We start from the raw sequence: 17,205 nt of genomic DNA, 5'->3' as shown, positions 1-17,205 counted from the left end.
CAGCCGGGACCGGGGGCCGGACCGCGCCGACGGCTCCGGCTCCGGCTCCGGCTCCGGCTCCGGCTCCGGCGAGGCGTCTACCACCGCATCCCCACCGCCACCGCCAGGACCACGAGCAGCGCGCACAGGACGGCGTTGACGACGCGGTTCTCCCAGAAGACCGCGACGAACTCCCGGATGGTGGCGCTCGGCCAGAAGTACGCGGCGGTCGGCGACCCGATCACCTGACCGCGCACACCTTCCCGGCGGGCGGTCATCGCCGCCCGGAACGCGTGGAAGTTGTTGGTCACCACGACACAGACGTAACGGTCGTCGGCCTCCTCCATCATCCGGCGGCTGAAGCGCAGGTTCTCGGTGGTCGTACGGGAGCGCGCCTCCTGCCGGACGAGCGCCGGGTCGGCGCCCTCCGCGACCAGCCAGCGCCCCATCGCCTCCGCCTCGGGCAGCTTCTCGTCCGGCCCCTGCCCGCCGGAGACCAGCAGCACGGGCGGCTCCGCACCCCGGTCCGCCTGCTTCCGCTGGACGGCGAGGCCGGACCGCAGCCGCGAGGCGAGCAGCGGGGGGACCCGTTCGCCGCCGATGAGGCCCGAGCCCAGCACCACCACGAAGTCCACGTCGCCGCGCACCCGGATGCGGCCGTAGAGGAAGGCGTACGCGAGGAAGCACAGGAAGAGGAAGGACACGTAGCCGGTGACGAGCACGACGGCCAGGAGGAACGACTGGTACGCGTGCGAGCCGCCCAGGTAGTCGGCGGAGACCACCAGCGCCAGGACGGCGAAGATGCCCAGACCCGCCAGCCCCGACAGCAGGTTGGCCGGGCGGCGGCCCTCCTTGCGGACCATGGTGAAGCCGTTGCCCACCAGGAAGCCGCCGAGGAGCAGGATCGCCAGCGCGGGCACGAAGAAGACCAGCGAGTACACCAGGACGGCCAGGTCGCCCGGCAGCCGGTCCACCTGCGTCAGCAGGGCGAACGACAGGCACAGCACGGTCAGTCCGAGCAGGACCGCGTTGCGGAACTGCCGGCGGTCCTGCCGTACGCCCCAGCAGAACCAGAGGAGGAAGACTGCGGTCGGTACGAATGCGATCACGGGTGACCTCGGATGCGTCGGCCGCCCGGAGGCGGCACGGGGATCGGCGCGGAAGGCGGCAGCACGGTCGGGAGCGTCCTACTGCGCCGAGGACGGCCGGCGGTTCTCCTCCATCCAGTCCCCGTTCGTCTGCCAGGCGTACAGCGTGTGGTCCTCCAGCGAGACGTAGTAGGAGCCGCAGCGGCCCTGCGCCTCACCCGCCCGGTCCGAGGGGAACCAGGAGGCGCTGATCTCCGGGTCCGGAGCCTTCTTCCCCTTGAGCGGCTCGCAGGACGCCGGGAGCCGGTCGCCGTCGAGCGTGGCCTTGAGGATGCGCTCGCCGCCGGTGGTGCGCATGGCGTACTCGACGGACGCGGCGTCGTCCGGGAGCCAGCGGGGGACGGAGTCGCGGTCGGCCTTCGCGGCCTTGCCGGTGGCGTAGGAGGAGGTCTGCTCGTGGCGCCCGTCGTACCACTCCCTGGCCTCGGGCACGGCCACCGCGGCCGTGATGCCGAGAACCACCACGCCGCCCAGGGCACCTATCAGAACGCCACGCATCTTCGGTTCTCTCCTCGCCGGTATCCGCTTCGTCTGCCGCGAGCCCGGGGAACATCCCTGCTCGCTTACGTCCATTTTCGTAGCCGTATGGCCGGAAAAAGTCAGACTCTGCGGCATATGGAGGTACGCCTCTGGTCGCACATCCCTGATACCGACCCGGACCCGGCGCCGTTCTAGCCGCTCACGGCGGCCGCGGGCCCGGCCGCGACCGCCGCCACGGTCCGCAGCACGGCGGAGTTGACCGCCTCCGCGCCCCAGCTGGTCCGCTCCAGCTCCTTCGCCCGCTGGTGGAGCTGGCCGGACCACGGGATGGTGCGGTGCAGGTTCGGCAGGGAGCCGCTGGCGGAGAGCAGGCCGATCAGCGCGGCCGTGCGGACGTCGGGCTCCTCGCCGTCGATCAGGACGGCCCGGACCTTCTCCAGGAGCGCCGTCTTGTACGCGGTGTCCGCGATGGTGGTCGACGTCGTACGGAAGAGGCCCAGCGTCTTCTTCGTCTCCCGGCGCAGCGTGCCCCGCTCCACGAGCCGGTCGAACACGGGCTCGCGCAGGCCCGTGCCGATCTCGATCAGGAGCGTCTGGACGCCTCGTACCTTCTCGGCGACCTTCTTGTACGCGTCGCGCAGCAGCGGGTCCTGCGGCGGGCGGCCCACGACGGCGTGCACGCGGATGCCGGTCAGGCCCTGGTCGCCCTCGTCGACCCGGACATGACCGGCGAGCCCCAACTCGACCAGGACCGCGCCGCCCTGCGTGTAGTAGAGCGTGCCCGCCGTCGGGATCGCGCCGGAGGCGTCGTCCATCAGCAGCAAGGTCAGGTCGTCGACGATCAGCGTCTTGCTCGGCATGTCTCTTCCCACCGTCGGATAGGGGCCTTTCGGCCACGTTATCCACGGCCAGGCGGAGCGGCGCGGTGCGAGCTGTCACCGGCATCGATGACAGATGTCATGACCGCCTCCCCGCCCGGTACCCGTGCCCGACTCATTGACAGCGAGGTGCCACCCTGTCACCGTCTCGACTGACGGCGGCAGTTCCCGGACCCGGACCCCAAGGGGGCCCAGGGTCCACCGCGCGTATCCCCCACCCCCACCCCGCGCCTCCCTCCCCCACCGCTCGGCCGCCGCACAGTGGGAGCGCTCCCAGAGAAGGGCCGCACTTGTGAGACGACTTCTTCGTACGCTCGCCGCCTCAGCCTTCGCCTGTCTGCTCCTGCCGCTCAGCGCCGGGCCCGGCAACGCCACCGCACCCACCGCCGCCACCGCAGCCCAGGCGAGCCCCATCGGCATGACCAGCGGCTTCTACACCGACCCCCACTCCGGCCCCGCCGCCTGGGCCGCCGCCAACCCCGGCGACGGGCGCGCCGCCGCCATCCGGGACAACATCGCCTCCCGCCCCATGGCCCGCTGGTTCGGGGCGTGGAGCGGGGACATCGGGGCCGCCGTCGGCTCGTACGTGGGCGCCGCCGACGCCGCCGACAAGCTGCCCGTGCTCATCGCGTACAACATCCCCGGCCGCGACGCCTGCGGCGGCCACTCCGGCGGTGGTGCGGGCACCCCGGCCGCGTACCAGGCCTGGATCTCCGCCTTCGCCTCGGCCATCGGCACCCGCCCGGCCCTCGTGGTGATCGAACCCGACTCGCTCGGCGACTTCAGCTGCCTGAGCCAGGCGCAGATCGACGAGCGCAACGGCATGCTCAGGGGCGCCCTGGCCCAGTTCCGCGACCGCGCCCCCAACACCTGGACGTACCTGGACGCCGGAAACCCGGCCTGGATCGGCGCGGCCACCATGGCCCAGCACCTCGACGGGGCCGGTGCCCGCGAGGCGCACGGCTTCTCGCTGAACATCTCGAACTACTTCACCACCGGCGAGAACACGGCGTACGGCAACGCCATCAGCTCGGCGCTCTCCGCGTCCTACGGCTACACGAAGCCGTACGTCGTCGACACCAGCCGCAACGGCAACGGCTCGAACGGCGAGTGGTGCAACCCGGGCGGGCGCCGGATCGGGTCCGTCAGCCAGACGGGCGGCGGCGCCGAGATGCTGCTCTGGCTGAAGACGCCCGGCGAGTCCGACGGCGACTGCGGGGTCGGCGGCGGGTCGGCGGCCGGGCAGTTCCTGCCGGAGGTCGCGTACAAGATGATCTTCGGGTACTGAGGGCCGGGCAGGCCGTGCGGGGCGCGGAAAAAAATCCGGCGACCATGTCGAGAACCCGCGTCCCGCTCCGTCTCCCAGGTGAACGCGACCACAATGGATCGCCCCGCACCGAGGAGAATCCCATGGCCAAGTACCTGATGCTCAAGCACTACCGAGGCGCTCCGGAGGCCGTCAACGACGTGCCCATGGACCGGTGGACGCCCGAGGAGGTCTCGGCGCACATCCAGTACATGAACGACTTCGCCGCCCGGCTGGAGAAGAGCGGGGAGTTCGTCGACGGGCAGGCGCTCGCGCCCGAGGGCGCCTGGGTGCGGTACGACGGGGAAGGGCGGCCGCCGGTCACCGACGGGCCGTTCGCCGAGACCAAGGACCTGATCGCCGGGTGGATGATCATCGACGTCGACTCGTACGAGCGGGCCGTGGAGCTGGCCGGTGAGCTGTCGGCCGCTCCGGGCGCGGGCGGGAAGCCGATCCACGAGTGGCTGGAGCTGCGGCCGTTCCTGACGGCGCCGCCCACCATCGCGGAGTGACCTCGTCCATGGACGAGCTGCTGCTCCGGAGCATCGTCCCGGGCGTGCTCGGGGCCCTCGTCCGCCGCGGAGCCGACTTCGCGGCGGCCGAGGACGCCGTACAGGACGCGCTGGTCGAGGCGGTGCGGGTCTGGCCCGCCGATCCGCCGCGCGACCCGAAGGCGTGGCTGGTCACCGTGGCCTGGCGGCGGTTCCTCGACGCGACCCGGGCGGATGCCGCCCGGCGCCGCCGTGAGGAGCTGGTCGAGGAGGAGCCTGAGCCCGGGCCCGCACCGGCGACCGACGACACCCTCCAGCTCTACTTCCTCTGCGCCCACCCCTCCCTCACGCCCTCGTCCGCCGTCGCGCTCACCCTGCGCGCCGTCGGCGGGCTCACCACCCGCCAGATCGCCCAGGCCTACCTGGTGCCCGAGGCGACCATGGCGCAGCGCATCAGCCGGGCCAAACGCACGGTCTCCACCGTGCCGTTCGACCGGCCCGGCGATGTCTCCACCGTGCTGCGCGTCCTCTACCTGGTCTTCAACGAGGGGTACTCCGGCGACCTCGACCTCGCCGCCGAGGCCATCCGCCTCACCCGCCGGCTCGCCGCCGCGATCGACCACCCCGAGGTGGCGGGGCTGCTCGCCCTGATGCTGCTACACCACGCCCGGCGCGCCGCCCGCACCGCCCCCGACGGCAGCCTGGTGCCGCTCGCCGAGCAGGACCGGGGGCGGTGGGACACCGGCGCGATCGCCGAGGGGGTACGAATCCTCCAGGCGGCCCTCGCGCGCGACCGGCTCGGCGAGTACCAGGCGCAGGCCGCCATCGCCGCGCTCCACGCCGACGCGCCGACCGCCTCGGAGACCGACTGGGTGCAGATCGTCGAGTGGTACGACGAGCTGGCGGGCCTGACCGGCAGCCCGGTGGTCCGGCTCAACCGGGCGGTGGCCGTCGGGGAGGCCGACGGGCCGCGCGCCGGTCTCGCCGCCCTCGCGGAGCTGGACGGTGCGCTGCCCCGGTACGCGGCGGTGGCGGCGTACCTCCATGAACGCGACGGCGACCTGGAGCGGGCGGCCCAGCTCTACGCCGAGGCCGCCCGCAAGGCCCCGAACCTCGCCGAGCGCGACCATCTGACCCGGCAGGCCGCCCGGCTCAACTCCCGCGCGGAGCCGTGATGTCACGAGCCGGGGTCGCTGGCCTCAGCCGTGGGCCAGGGCGCCCTTGAGGAGGGGGAGCAGGCGGTCCCAGTGGCGCTGGAGCCCGGCGGGGTCGAAGACATCGGTGTCGGACATGGTGAACCCGTGGGCGGTGCCGGGGTAGACCTCGGAGGTGTGGTCGATGCCCGCCGCGTCCAGGGTCCTGTTCAGCTCGCGCAGGCCGTCCGGCGTCACATCGCCCTCGGCGTGGCCGAAGTGGACCCGCGCGGTGATCCCGGCCAGGGCGTCGGGTCCGTCGGCGCCCACGGGGGCGTGGAACGCGGCGAGCGCGGCGACTCGGTCCGGGTGGGCCGCGGCGGTGCGCGTCGCCAGCAGGCCGCCGAAGCAGTAGCCGGTCACCGCGACCGGTCCGGCGGCGACCTCGGGCCGGGCGGTGAGGAACCGGAGGAAGGCGTCGGCGTCGCGCAGGGCGCGTTCGGCGGTGTGCTCGTGGATCAGGGGCATCAGCCGGGCGAGGACGGCGGACCGCTCCTCTCCCCCGATGTACGCGGGGAGTTCGACCACCGGGGTCGGGCCGTGCCGGTAGAAGATGTTGGGGACGAGCACGTAGTACCCGTGCCCGGCCAGTTCGGCGGCCATCTCCCGCAGCACGGGCCGGATACCGAAGGCGTCCGGGTACATCAGCACCCCCGGGTGCCGCCCGCCGCCGTCGGGGAAGGCGGCGAAGGCGTCGGCCCGGCCGTCGGCGGTGGGGATGTGCAGTGTCTGGGTGGGCATGCGTTCTCTCCTGTCGTGGGTGACGCCATCAGCTGTGGTCAGCCATGAGCTGTGGTCGCCATGAGCCGCGGTCGTCATGAGCTGTGGTCGGCACGACAGGAGGCGGGGCCCGCGCGGCGCTCAGAGCGGCGCCGGGCAACCGATCGGTGAGTGGCGCGAGGCCGTCCCGGTAGTCATCGCCGCCAACGTAACCCACCGGGCCGGACCGGTGCCACCGAGGTGACGGCCCGTCAGGGAGTCGGTGCAGCTCAGGGGTTTCGCGCCCCGTCCGTCACCCGCTCCAGCCCGTAGAAGTCCGCCACACACCCGCCCGGCCAGTAGCTGGCGCCACCCCGGCTGAACGGCTCCAGCATGGCGCTGATGACCAGCCGCTCGTACGGCATCACCCGCTCACCGTCCGCCGCCCCCTCCCGCAGCCGCCGGTCCTGCGCGTCCCACTTCTCCGCCCGGGCCCGCAGGTTGGTGTCCAGGTTGAGCAGCGAGACGGCCGGGCCGAAGCAGACCAGCACGCAGAGCGCGGCGCACACGGCCTTCACCGGTGCCGTACGGCGTACGTACTGCCGTACCGCCAGGCCCAGCAGCGCCCCGGCCGCGACGAGCAGGACCACGTACAGCAGGAGGTAGTCGTTCCAGAGGCGGTTGGCGCTGGGGTCGCTCACCCGGTCCTGGAACACGGGGTACGCGATCACCGTGCACAGGTAGCCGGAGAGCAGGAGGGTCAGCAGGCCGGTCCAGGCGAGCAGCGGCCAGTGGGCGGGCGGGCCGGGGGTGCGGCCGTCCCGGCGGGCGCCGAGCAGGCCGAGCAGGACGCCGGCCGCGAGCCCGCCGACGTACTGCCACGTCGTGACCGTCTGGACGGTGATCTCCGCGAAGGCGCGCAGGGAGGCGGCGAGCGAGTCGGGGGCGAGCAGCGACGTGGTCTCCGCCCCGAACCGCGCGCGGCGGTGGAGGGAGCCGGGCGAGGTGATGAGGGCGAGGCCGCCCGCCACCGTTCCGGCGATGCCCGCCCCGCACCACAGGCGGACGAACCCCCGGGCGGGGGCGGCGACCACCCGGCCGCTCACCACCAGCGTGGCCAGCAGCACGAGCACCACCACGATCGCCGTCTCCTCCGAGAGGGTGGCGAGGAAGGCGCCCCCGAACAGCGCGACGGCGAGGGCGAACCCCCGGCCGCGACGGGTGCGGGCGAGCAGCAGCGGGATCAGGGCGGCGCAGGCCAGGACCGGGGGCAGGGTGTGCGAGACCGAGGCGGCGGGCCAGTAGAACGTCTTGTACGTGTTCGGCGTGACGAACAGGAAGAGCGCGGCCACCATCGCCGCGACCAGCAGCGGCAGCCCGCGCGGCACCCTGATGCCGCCCCGGCGCAGCGCGACGGCGGTCACCGCCCACAGGACCGCGAGGATCAGGACCCCGCTCACCGCCGGGTACCACTGGTGTCCGGCGACTTGGAACTTCGCGTACGTGCCGACCAGAAAGGCGTTGGCGACACGTCCGTTGTCGTCGAAGTAGAACTTCCCGACCAGGCCGGTGATCCCCTCGTCCCGTACGAGAGGGAGGAAGCACCAGTCGTCGGCGCCGGGCCGCACCCACCGGCCGAACCAGGACGCGGCGGCGAGCAGGGCGAGGGGCGGGAGCGCGAGGGCGCTCGCCCAGAGCGCGGTCCAGGGGCGGGGGCCGCGTTCCGGCCGACCCTTCCCCTCTTCACCGGCCTCCAACCGGTCGTGCGGCACGGCGTTCTCCTGGGTGCTGTCGGGCATCACGGTGCTCATCGGTCCTCGGAGGAGCGCAGGGAGGTGTGGTGGGGGGCGCGGGCCGTGGTGGTCCTCGGTGCGAGCGGCCGGTCCGCCACCGGGCGTCCGTGCGACGGCTGGGCCGGACGGTCCGGTACGGAGACCTCGGGGGCTGCGGAGGCTCCGGAGGTCGCGGGAGCTGTTGAGGTGCCGGGGGCCTGGGGCGCGTCGGGGATCTGCGTGGCCGTGGGGGCCTGGTTGCGGCGGCCCGACATGATCGCCCACCGCGCCAGCAGGAACGAGACCGGCGTGACGATCACCCCGGCCGCCAGCGCGGCGAGGTTCTTGTCCATCCCGAGACCGCTGACCGCGCCGAAGAGCAGTGCTCCGGACGCCACCAGGTTGACCAGACTGGAGACCGGATAGCGGACGAACCCGCGCCAGGTCGGCTTCGTCCGGCAGGTGACGTAGGAGTTGAGGAGGAACGAGCAGACGATGCTGACCACATAGCCGAGGACATGGGCCACGAGGTAGGGGATCCAGCGGTTCAGCGAGGCGTAGACGCCCAGGTAGACGACGGTGTTGACGCAGCCGACGAGAACGAAGCTGCCGAACTGGCGGGCCGTGCGGGACCGGGCGGCGGCCGTACGGGGCGGGGTGGTGGGCTCCCCCGGCTTTTCCAGCTTCCCCGGCTCCCCCGGCCCTCCCGGCTCCCCGATGACCAGCGTCCCCGTCGGCAGGCGGGGTTCCGGCCGGGTCCGGCAGGTCGCGTCGGTCTCGCGCACCACATAGGGCGGGCGGTGTTTCGCCTCGTGGTAGATGCGGCCCACGTACTCGCCGATGACGCCGAGGGTGACCAGCTGGATGCCGCTCAGCGCGACGACGGCGGTGAGGAGCGTGGCGTACCCCGGGGTGTCCGCCCCGTGCAGGACCACGTTGACCACCGTCCACAGCGCGTACGCCAGGGCCGAGACGAAGACCCAGAAGCCGGTGTAGATGGCGAGGCGGAGGGGGCGGTTGTTGAAGGAGAGGAGGCCGTCGATGCCGTAGTTCAGCAGCCGCCTGCTCCCCCACTTCGACCGGCCGGCCACGCGCTCGCTGTTGCGGTAGCGGAAGCTGACCGTGTCGAAGCCGATCCAGGAGAAGATCCCCTTGGAGAAGCGGTTGCTCTCGGGGAGCGAGAGGACGCTCTCCACGGCCCGCCGCGACAGCAGCCGGAAGTCGCCCGAGCCGTCGATGAGTTCCACGTCCATGCACCGCCGGACCAGGGCGTAGTACGTGTGGCTGAGCGTGGAGCGCACCACCCCTTCGCCGGCCCGGTCGCGGCGCGGGATGACCTGGTCGTAGCCGTGCCGGTGCAGTTCGAGCATGCGGGGGATCAACTCGGGCGGGTGCTGGAGGTCGGCGTCCATGATGACGACCGCAGCCCCGCGCGACATGCGCAGACCGGCGAGCATCGCGGCCTCCTTGCCGAAGTTGCGGCTGAAGGCGGTGTAGTGGACGCGCTCGTCGCGCAGGGCGAGGGTGGCGAGGAGCTCCCGGGTGCTGTCGCCGCTGCCGTCGTCCACGTAACAGATCTCGAAGGGGGTGCCGAGCCCTTCGAGGACGGTGAGCAGGGCGCTGTGGAAGGCGTCGAGTACCTCTGCCTCGTTGAAACACGGCACGACGACGGAGAGCTGAAGGCCGTTCATGGGAAACCTCCGGACTTCGGCGGCGGCCGGTCTTTTACACCACATAGGGATGTTTTGCACATTTTTCTCTAGGTTTGCCCATTCGGTGGGGGAGACCGGGCCTTCCCGCCCCGGACGCGCGAGCCGCCGCGCCCTTTCATCCGAACAGCGCAGACGCCCGAGGACGACGTCTCCTCCGAACAGCGCGGAGGCCCGAGGGCGGCGGCCGAGGCCGCCGGGACTCCGGGTCGCGGGCTCCGATAGGCGGACATAACCTCGCAAACGTGACGCCATCCGTGGACCGTATCCGGAGCTCCGCGCCCGGCAGGGCCCTGCTCACCGGCCTGCTCGCCACGCTCTTCGCCGCGTGCTGGCTCGCCGTGCCCGCCGCGGTGGAGGCCCGCGCGGAGGACCCGGTGGAGCTCTCCCGGGACGGCCAGATCACCGACCGGGTCGGCGCCCTCCGGGACCGGGACGACGCGGTGGACGACGCCCTCGACCGGCTCTACGCGGAGCGGCGCATCCAGCTCTTCGTGGTGTACGTACGCGACTTCTCCGGGCGCTCCGGCCAGACCTGGAGCGACGAGACCGCCGACCGCAACGGGCTCGGCCAGGACGATGTGCTGCTCTCCGTCGCCACCCACGACCGGCAGTACGCCTACTCCGTGGACGCGGACTCCCGGCTCACCGACGAGCAGCTGCGCGAGGTGGCGTCCACCGCGATCGAGCCCGCGCTGCGCGAGAACGACTGGGCGGGGGCGGCGATCGGGGCGGCGGACGGGTACGTCTCCGTCCTGGCCGGACGGCCCGTGACCGCCCCCGCCATCACCCCGGGCCCCAGCGACCCCGGTACGGGCGCCTCCGGCCCCTCGGGCGCCGGTGACTTCATCCTGCCGGTGGCCGTCGTCGGGGGCGCGGGGGCGCTCGCCGCGTATGCGTACACCCGGCGCAAGCGGCGCTCCACGACCCGCACCACCCCGGCCGCGACCGGCTGGGGGCGGCCCTCGGAGGCACAGGACGCACCGGTCCCGCTGGAGGAGCTGGACGCGCGGGCGAAGCAGCTGCTGGTGGACACCGACGACGCGGTCCGCACGAGCGAGGAGGAACTCGGCTTCGCGACCGCCCAGTTCGGCGAGGAGGCGGCGAAACCCTTCACCGAGGCGGTAGCCCGGGCCAAGGACGAGCTGACCCGGTCGTTCCGGCTGCGCCAGCAACTCGACGACGCCTTCCCCGAGGACGACGCCACCCGCCGCCGGATGCTGGAGGAGATCCTCGCCCGGTGCACGGCCGCCGACGAGGGCCTGGACGCGGTCGCGGAGGACTTCGACCGGCTGCGCGCCCTGGAACGCGACGCCCCGCAGGCCCTGGCCGCCGTCGAGACCACGTACAGCTCGCTCACGGGGCGCGTCTCGGGTGCCGAGGCGGCGGTCGCGGGGATGCGTGAGCGGTACGGGGACGGGGCCGCCGCCCCCGTCGCGGGCGACGTCGACCGGGCGAAGGACCGGCTCGCCTTCGCCGCCTCCGCCCTGGACCAGGCCCGCCAGGCGGTCGGCGGCACCGACCACGCGCGGGCCGCCGTCTACATCCGGGCCGCCGAGGGCTCGGTCGGCCAGGCGGGCACCCTCATCGACGCGGTGGACCGGCGCGCGGCCGAACTGGCCGAGGCGGCCGGGAAGCTGCCCGCCGCCCTCACCGAGACCGAGACCGACCTCGCCGACGCACGCGGCCTCCTCGAAGGCACCGCCCAGGCCACCTCCACGGCCGACCTGCGGGGCCGGATCGCCCGCGCCGAGGCCGTACTCACCGACGTACGAGAAGCGATGGCGGCAGGCCCGTTCGACCCGGTCGACGCGCTGCGCCGGGTGGAGGAGGCCGACGCCGCCCTGGACGAGGCGCTCGCCGGGGCCCGGGAGCAGGAGGCGGGCGGGCGGCGGGCGCGCTCGCTCCTCGACCAGGCGATGCTGACCGCCCGTTCAGCTATCGGGGCGGCGGCCGACTACATCACCACCCACCGGGGCGCGGTCGGCTCCCAGGCGCGCACCCGCCTGGCGGAGGCCCAGCGCCGCTGGGAGCAGGCCCGGCAGCTGGCCGACGGCGACGCACAGGGCGCGCTGAACGAGGCGCAACAGGCGGACGCGCTGGCCCGGCAGGCGCTGGGCCTGGCCGAGCAGGACGTACGCGGCTTCCAGGGCCCGGGCGGCTTCGGCGGTCCCGGCGGAGGGCGGGGCGGCGGCGGGATGGGCGGGGCGGTGCTCGGCGGGATCATCCTCGGCGGGCTGTTCGGCGGGGGCGGCCGGGGCGGCATGGGCGGCGGTCTCGGCGGGGGGTACGGGCGCGGCGGCCGGTCCGGGGGGTTCGGCGCCGGGCCCGGCAGCTTCGGCGGGGGCGGCACACGGGGGCGCCGGGGCGGTGGCGGGCGCTTCTGAACGATTCGGGCCCCCCGGCGGGGCGGTGGCGGCCTTCTCCGGACGACCGGCACACACCACAACGCAGCTGTTCTCGATACCCAAGGAGCCGTGCCATGACCAAGCAGACCATCCTCGGCCGCGTCACCCAGCTGGCGAAGGCCAACATCAACGCCCTGCTGGACCAGGCGGAGGACCCGCAGAAGATGCTGGACCAGCTGATCCGCGACTACACCAGCAACATCGCGGAGGCCGAGCAGGCGGTGGCCGCCACCATCGGCAACCTGCGGCTGATGGAGCAGGACCACAAGGAGGACGTGGAGGCGGCCGCCGAGTGGGGCGCCAAGGCGCTGGCGGCCAGCCGGAAGGCCGACGAGCTGCGCGGGGCGGGGTCGGGCGCGGAGGCGGACAAGTTCGACAACCTGGCCAAGGTGGCGCTGGGCCGTCAGCTCCAGTCCGAGCAGGAGGCGAAGACGGCGATGCCGACGATCGCCTCGCAGACCGAGGTGGTGGACAAGCTCAAGACGGGGCTTGACCAGATGAAGGCCAAGCTCTCCGAGCTGAAGGCCAAGCGCGACGAGCTGGTGGCACGCGCCAAGTCGGCGCAGGCGCAGAACCAGATGATGGACGCCGTGAAGAACATCGACGTCCTGGACCCGACGAGCGAGCTGAGCCGCTTCGAGGACAAGGTGCGGCGCGAGGAGGCCCGGGCGCTGGGCAAGCAGGAGCTGGCCGCCTCCTCGCTGGACGCGCAGTTCGAGCAGCTGGACAGCCTGGGCGCCAGCGCGGAGGTGGAGGCCCGGCTGGCGGCCCTGAAGACAGCTGGCTCTTAGCGGTTCAGTACATGCTCAGCAGCTGCTCCACCGAGAGTTCCGCGGCCGGCGCCCCGGTCGGCAGGGCCAGTTCGAACCAGACGGTCTTGCCGCGCGGGGTCCGGCGCGAGCCCCACGCCGCGCTGAGCAGGCCGACCAGCTGGAGCCCGCGCCCGCCCTCGTCGGTGTCGCGGGCCCGGCGGCGGCGCGGCTGGACGAGCCCGGCGTCCCACACCTCGCAGACCAGGGTGCGGTCGCGCAGCAGCCGGAGCCGGATCTCGCCCTCGCCGTAGCGCAGGGCGTTGGTGACCAGCTCGCTGACGAGGAGTTCGGTGGTGTCGACCAGGTCGTCCAGGTCCCAGGCCATCAGCTGGGAGCGGGCCAGCTCGCGGGCGCGGCCCACCGAACGGGGTTCGCGCGGCAGCGTCCAGTCCCCGACCGCCTCTCCGGGCAGCCCCTGGATACGGGCCATCAGCAGGGCGATGTCGTCCTCGCCGTGCCGGGTGTCGAGGGTGGAGAGGACGAAGTCGCAGGCGTCCTCCAGGGGCATCTGCGGCCCGGTCAGCACGGAGCGCAGGGCGTCCAGGCCCTCGTCGAGAGGCTGGTCGCGGGATTCCACCAGCCCGTCGGTGTAGAGGGTGAGCAGGGCATTCTCGGCCAGCTCCACCTCCACCTCCTCGAACGGTTCGCCGCCGACGCCCAGCGGCATCCCCGGCGGTACGTCGATGAGCCGGGCGGGCCTGCCGGGTTCGACGACGGCCGGGGGCATGTGCCCGGCGTTGGCGAACGTACAGCGCCGGGTGACCGGGTCGTAGACCGCGTACACACAGGTCGCGAGGTACACCTCGGAGAGGTCCGCCTCGCGGGACTTCTGCGCGGCGCGGGAGGGCCACTGGGCTCCACCGCTGCCGCCGAGCCCTTCGGAACGTTCGCCGCCGCCCGGGGAGCCGAGGCCGCGCGCGACCTCGTCAAGGGCGGAGAGAACCTCGGCGGGTTCGAGGTCGAGGAGGGCCAGCGTCCTTACGGCGGTGCGGAGTTCGCCCATGGCGACGGCCGCGCGCAGGCCCCGGCCCATGACGTCGCCGACGACCAGGGCGGTGCGGTGGCCGGGCAGTTCGATGACGTCGAACCAGTCGCCGCCGACCTCGGTGGCGGTGTTGCCGGGGAGGTAGCGGCAGGCGATGTCGAGTCCGGCGGCCTCGGGGTCGCCGGGGGGCAGCAGGCTGCGCTGGAGGATCAGGGCGCGTTCGTGCTCGCGGCGGTAGAGGCGGGCGTTGTCGATGCAGACGGCGGCGCGGGCGGCCAGCTCGGTGGCGAGGGCCCGGTCGCGCTCCCCGAACGGCTCGCTCCCCTTCGTACGGGAGAACTGCACCAGGCCGACGACGGTGTCGTGGGCGACCATCGGGACGGCGAGCGTCGACTGCACGAACCCCATGTCGTCGCCGGGGACGTCCTCGACATGGCCCGAGCGCAGGGCGATGGCGCAGGGCGAGCCGAAGGGGAAGCGGTGGACCGAGCCGAGCGCGGGCGGCAGGTCGTGGGGGCCCAGGGAGCCGCTGCCCGCCACGGCGGTGGGCAGGGCGTCGGCGACGGCGCTGGCGTGGGCGACCCGGCGCAGCTCGGCCGAGCCGCCGCCGGACTCGCGGTGCGGGGGCGCCCAGGAGCCCGGCGCGGCCTCCTCGCCGGTGAGCAGTCCCTGGTAGAGGTCGACGGCGGCCAGGTCGCAGAAGCCGGGGACGGCGACGTCGAGGAGCTCGCGGGCGGTGGTCTCCAGGTCGAGGGAGTTGCCGATGCGGGCGCTGGCCTCGTTGAGGAGGGCCAGGTTGCGGCGGGCGCTGGCGGCCTCGCGGGCGGCGATGTGGCGGCGGGTGACATCGGTGGCGAGGCCCGCGACCCCGACGGGGCGGCCGGCGCCGCTGTGCACCCGGTAGAGGTTCATGGACCAGTGGCGGCGGCCGGCGCCGCCGGGGGTGGGTCCGACCAGCTGGAGGTCGGTGACGGCCTCGCCGGTCTCCAGGACGCGCTTCAGCGTGGCGGCCAGCCGCTCGGCCTCGGGGCCCGGGAGGTAGTCGTCGACCGTGCGGCCCCGGTGGTCGTCGGCCGCGCCGCCGAAGACGGTGGCGAAGCGCTGGTTGGCCCGGACGACGGTGAAGTCCGTACCGAACAGCACGAAGCCGAAAGGAGATTGGCCGAATATGGCCTGCGAGGCGGCGAGGTCGGTCTCGATCCTCCGCAACGCCCGGACGTCCACGACGATGCAGAGCGCGGCCCGCTCACCGGCCGCGGTCTCACTGGGCATCACATAGACCTCGGCGAGCCCGTGCGCACCGCCCTCGCCCGGCATCCGGAACGGAACGAGGCCCGTCCACTCCCGGCCGTCCAGGATCTCGCCGACCCGCCGGTGGCCGTCAGAACGCAGCTCGGCGGGCATGAAGGCCTCGACCGGGTCACGCCCGATCGCCTCGTCGGCGGCCATGCCGAAGAGGCCGGCGGCCCGGCGGCTCCACTGCTCGATCAGGCCGTCGGGGCCGATCGAGAAGGAGGCGACCCTGATGTAGTCGTAGATCGAGCCGGGCGGACTGCTCTGCCACACGACGTCGCCCGTTGTCCCAGGTATTTCGCTCACGCGACCGTCCCCTCCAGCTCACACACCGGACCGGTCCTGCCCGCAGTATTCAGCACTACGGCCCCGACCGACACGGCGTTCACGATCACAGCACGGTCTCAGTCCCTTTCAGCCAGGTTCTGCCCGACCTCTGGTGATCGCTGTGCGTCCCTCCCCACTCCTAACCAGGGAGAGCGAGCTCGAACCACACCGTCTTGCCACTCTTTCCGCGACGGGTCCCCCAACGGCGTGCGGAACAAGCCACGAGCTGTAGTCCCCGGCCACCCTCGTCGTCGGGTCCCGCACTGCGTTCGGTGGGTGGATCCGGAAGCGGATCGGAGACTTCCACCAGGAGTCCGGGGGTGGCGGGAGGGGGGTCGGCGGCGAGCCGGAGGTCGGTGGAGAAGTCTCCGGTCAGCTCGCCGGACCCGTTGCTCCCGGCCCCCGGGTGCGAGCGCTCGAGCCGTACGCCGATGGGGCCGGAGGCGTATCGCAGGGAGTTGGTGACCAGCTCGCTGACCAGCAGAACGGTCAGGTCACCGACCGTCGTGTCCAGCCCCCAGCAGTCCAGGGCGTCGCGGACGGCGTGCCGGGCGCTGCGCACGGAACCGGGTTCGGCCGGGAAGGTCCACTCGGCGCAGTCGCCTTCGGTATCGATCACGCCGATCACTTCCCAGGAACAGCCACGGGCCCACCCCATAGATAAATGGGGACTAAACAGCCCATACCCACCATTTATTGCTTACTACCGCGCAGGCCTGCGTTTGGTGCAGACGGGGGTACGTGACGGGGCCCGCCGCACGGCGGGGATCAGCGCAGCTCGCCCGCGGCCGCGAGGTCGTCGAAGAGGAGCTGGTCGACCGGGGGCACGCGGGGACGGTCGGCGTAGGAGAACCACGCCACCTCCTCGATCTCGCTGCTCGCGGCCAGGGTCCCGCGATAGTCGGCGTAGTAGCAGCTCATCGTGACGAGGGGGGCGCCCGGACCGTCATGGGCGTGCGCCTCGTACGTACCGGCGTGGAGGACCGTCTCCGGGAGCAGGGCGACCGTCAGCTCCTCCTCGATCTCGCGCAGGAGGGTCTCCCGATCGGTCTCGGCGCCCTCGCGCTTGCCGCCGGGGATGTAGAAGACGTCCTTGCCCTTGGGCCGGGCGCAGAGAATCCTGCCGTCCTCGATCCGCACCCACGCCACCGTGTCGATCAGCACCGACTCCACCGCTCCGCCCTCGCTCGCCGCGTCCGGGACGCTCGTACCGGACGGGCGGGACCCTACCGCGTGGGCGGCAGGGTCCCGGAACGAGCCAGAAGGCCCCTGGAACGCGGCGGGGCGCCCCAGCCGGCCCTCCGGCCGTCAGGCCCTCGCCCCCCCAGGGCCTCAGCCCCTCAGGGCCGGCCGCCCTGGCCCATGCGCTCCACCCGGTAGACCTGGCGGTGCTTGCGGTCGTCGAGGCCGTCGGCGACCTTCTGCGCCTCGGCCTGTGTGGCATACCTGCCGACGCGATAGCGGTTGCCGCTGTCGTCCTGCCGTATCACCAGCCACGGGAGCACGGCACCGCTGTCGCTCATCGTGTCGCTCCCCCGCATGTCGCCCCTCTTTCCACCGGCGCACACGTCACCGGCGCGCACGTCTCTAAGGATCCCCAGGAAACCGCAGTACGCATATGCCCGAGCGTACGCCTGACCTTCACTCAGCGCAGGCGTCTTTGCACAAAGAGATACACATCCGGCCATGACGAAGGGGGCGCATCCGCTGGATGCGCCCCCTTCA

15 protein-coding genes are annotated in these 17,205 nt (G+C 73.0%); 5 read left to right on the top strand and 10 right to left on the bottom strand.

The genetic code is table 11. The features are described from left to right. Window positions 1–77: 77 nt before the first annotated feature. From GTY67_RS23135 to GTY67_RS23125, 3 genes are all read right to left on the bottom strand, one after another. A complete protein-coding gene (locus tag GTY67_RS23135) occupies window positions 78–1,088 on the bottom strand; it encodes a YdcF family protein (RefSeq protein ID WP_161279846.1) in 1,011 nt (336 codons plus the stop codon). A gap of 78 nt (window positions 1,089–1,166) precedes the next feature. Then, the gene (locus tag GTY67_RS23130; RefSeq protein ID WP_161279845.1) at window positions 1,167–1,625 is read right to left on the bottom strand and encodes a hypothetical protein; all 459 of its coding nucleotides are present in this window, start codon (window positions 1,623–1,625) and stop codon (window positions 1,167–1,169) included. 173 nt (window positions 1,626–1,798) lie between these two features. Further along, window positions 1,799–2,467 carry a GPP34 family phosphoprotein gene (locus GTY67_RS23125; RefSeq protein ID WP_161279844.1) on the bottom strand — a complete coding sequence of 223 codons (669 nt, stop codon included), beginning with the start codon at window positions 2,465–2,467 and terminating at the stop codon, window positions 1,799–1,801. 310 nt (window positions 2,468–2,777) lie between these two features. Here GTY67_RS23125 and GTY67_RS23120 point away from each other — a divergent pair, with 310 nt between their 5' ends. The 3 genes from GTY67_RS23120 (at window position 2,778) to GTY67_RS23110 (ending at window position 5,457) form a co-directional block, all read left to right on the top strand. Then, a complete protein-coding gene (locus GTY67_RS23120) occupies window positions 2,778–3,773 on the top strand; it encodes a glycoside hydrolase family 6 protein (protein ID WP_161279843.1) in 996 nt (331 codons plus the stop codon). A gap of 122 nt (window positions 3,774–3,895) precedes the next feature. Next, a complete protein-coding gene (locus tag GTY67_RS23115) occupies window positions 3,896–4,303 on the top strand; it encodes a YciI family protein (protein WP_030561250.1) in 408 nt (135 codons plus the stop codon). 8 nt (window positions 4,304–4,311) lie between these two features. Beyond that, the gene (locus tag GTY67_RS23110; protein WP_093685951.1) at window positions 4,312–5,457 is read left to right on the top strand and encodes a DUF6596 domain-containing protein; all 1,146 of its coding nucleotides are present in this window, start codon (window positions 4,312–4,314) and stop codon (window positions 5,455–5,457) included. Between the two features lie 24 nt (window positions 5,458–5,481). On the opposite strand, the gene GTY67_RS23105 is transcribed toward GTY67_RS23110, so the two are convergent. The 3 genes from GTY67_RS23105 to GTY67_RS23095 form a co-directional block, all read right to left on the bottom strand. Beyond that, window positions 5,482–6,216: a dienelactone hydrolase family protein gene (locus tag GTY67_RS23105; RefSeq protein WP_161279842.1), complete on the bottom strand. Its 735-nt coding sequence runs from the start codon at window positions 6,214–6,216 to the stop codon at window positions 5,482–5,484. A 248-nt stretch (window positions 6,217–6,464) separates the two neighbouring features. After that, window positions 6,465–7,985, bottom strand: a complete 1,521-nt coding sequence (locus GTY67_RS23100) for a DUF6056 family protein (protein WP_161279841.1) — start codon at window positions 7,983–7,985, stop codon at window positions 6,465–6,467. Then, complete coding sequence (locus GTY67_RS23095; RefSeq protein ID WP_161279840.1) at window positions 7,982–9,637, bottom strand: glycosyltransferase; 1,656 nt, start codon at window positions 9,635–9,637, stop codon at window positions 7,982–7,984. Before GTY67_RS23095 ends, GTY67_RS23100 begins: the two co-directional genes overlap by 4 nt. A 275-nt stretch (window positions 9,638–9,912) precedes the next feature. Between GTY67_RS23095 and GTY67_RS23090 the strand changes: the two genes are divergently transcribed. Next, window positions 9,913–12,042, top strand: coding sequence for a TPM domain-containing protein (locus tag GTY67_RS23090; RefSeq protein ID WP_161280233.1), 2,130 nt, complete (start codon window positions 9,913–9,915; stop codon window positions 12,040–12,042). A gap of 95 nt (window positions 12,043–12,137) precedes the next feature. Continuing rightward, window positions 12,138–12,854 carry a PspA/IM30 family protein gene (locus GTY67_RS23085; protein WP_161279839.1) on the top strand — a complete coding sequence of 239 codons (717 nt, stop codon included), beginning with the start codon at window positions 12,138–12,140 and terminating at the stop codon, window positions 12,852–12,854. 4 nt (window positions 12,855–12,858) lie between these two features. On the opposite strand, the gene GTY67_RS23080 is transcribed toward GTY67_RS23085, so the two are convergent. From GTY67_RS23080 to GTY67_RS23065, 4 genes are all read right to left on the bottom strand, one after another. Further along, on the bottom strand, window positions 12,859–15,426 hold the full coding sequence (locus GTY67_RS23080; RefSeq protein ID WP_176727554.1) for a SpoIIE family protein phosphatase: 2,568 nt from the start codon (window positions 15,424–15,426) through the stop codon (window positions 12,859–12,861). A gap of 193 nt (window positions 15,427–15,619) precedes the next feature. Further along, window positions 15,620–16,108, bottom strand: coding sequence for an ATP-binding protein (locus tag GTY67_RS23075; RefSeq protein WP_093692895.1), 489 nt, complete (start codon window positions 16,106–16,108; stop codon window positions 15,620–15,622). A gap of 140 nt (window positions 16,109–16,248) precedes the next feature. Next, window positions 16,249–16,653, bottom strand: coding sequence for an NUDIX domain-containing protein (locus GTY67_RS23070; RefSeq protein ID WP_161279838.1), 405 nt, complete (start codon window positions 16,651–16,653; stop codon window positions 16,249–16,251). A 167-nt stretch (window positions 16,654–16,820) separates the two neighbouring features. After that, a complete protein-coding gene (locus GTY67_RS23065; protein ID WP_084749037.1) occupies window positions 16,821–17,021 on the bottom strand; it encodes a hypothetical protein in 201 nt (66 codons plus the stop codon). Window positions 17,022–17,205 lie beyond the last annotated feature (184 nt).

It is taken from the genome of Streptomyces sp. SID8374 (genome assembly GCF_009865135.1).
In the GTDB taxonomy this organism is placed as follows: Bacteria; Actinomycetota; Actinomycetes; order Streptomycetales; family Streptomycetaceae; genus Streptomyces.
The sequence above is the reverse complement of the archived record's forward strand: the minus strand, read 5'-3'. Positions and strand labels throughout refer to the sequence as shown.

Excerpts from the sequence above, each read along its gene's own strand:
- GTY67_RS23085 (WP_161279839.1), top strand. The coding sequence starts at position 12,138 with ATGACCAAGCAGACCATCCTCGGCCGCGTCACCCAGCTGGCGAAGGCC.
- GTY67_RS23115 (WP_030561250.1), top strand. The coding sequence starts at position 3,896 with ATGGCCAAGTACCTGATGCTCAAGCACTACCGAGGCGCTCCGGAGGCC.
- GTY67_RS23125 (WP_161279844.1), bottom strand. The coding sequence starts at position 2,467 with ATGCCGAGCAAGACGCTGATCGTCGACGACCTGACCTTGCTGCTGATG.
- GTY67_RS23110 (WP_093685951.1), top strand. The coding sequence starts at position 4,312 with ATGGACGAGCTGCTGCTCCGGAGCATCGTCCCGGGCGTGCTCGGGGCC.
- GTY67_RS23100 (WP_161279841.1), bottom strand. The coding sequence starts at position 7,985 with ATGAGCACCGTGATGCCCGACAGCACCCAGGAGAACGCCGTGCCGCAC.
- GTY67_RS23095 (WP_161279840.1), bottom strand. The coding sequence starts at position 9,637 with ATGAACGGCCTTCAGCTCTCCGTCGTCGTGCCGTGTTTCAACGAGGCA.
- GTY67_RS23065 (WP_084749037.1), bottom strand. The coding sequence starts at position 17,021 with ATGCGGGGGAGCGACACGATGAGCGACAGCGGTGCCGTGCTCCCGTGG.
- GTY67_RS23130 (WP_161279845.1), bottom strand. The coding sequence starts at position 1,625 with ATGCGTGGCGTTCTGATAGGTGCCCTGGGCGGCGTGGTGGTTCTCGGC.
- GTY67_RS23105 (WP_161279842.1), bottom strand. The coding sequence starts at position 6,216 with ATGCCCACCCAGACACTGCACATCCCCACCGCCGACGGCCGGGCCGAC.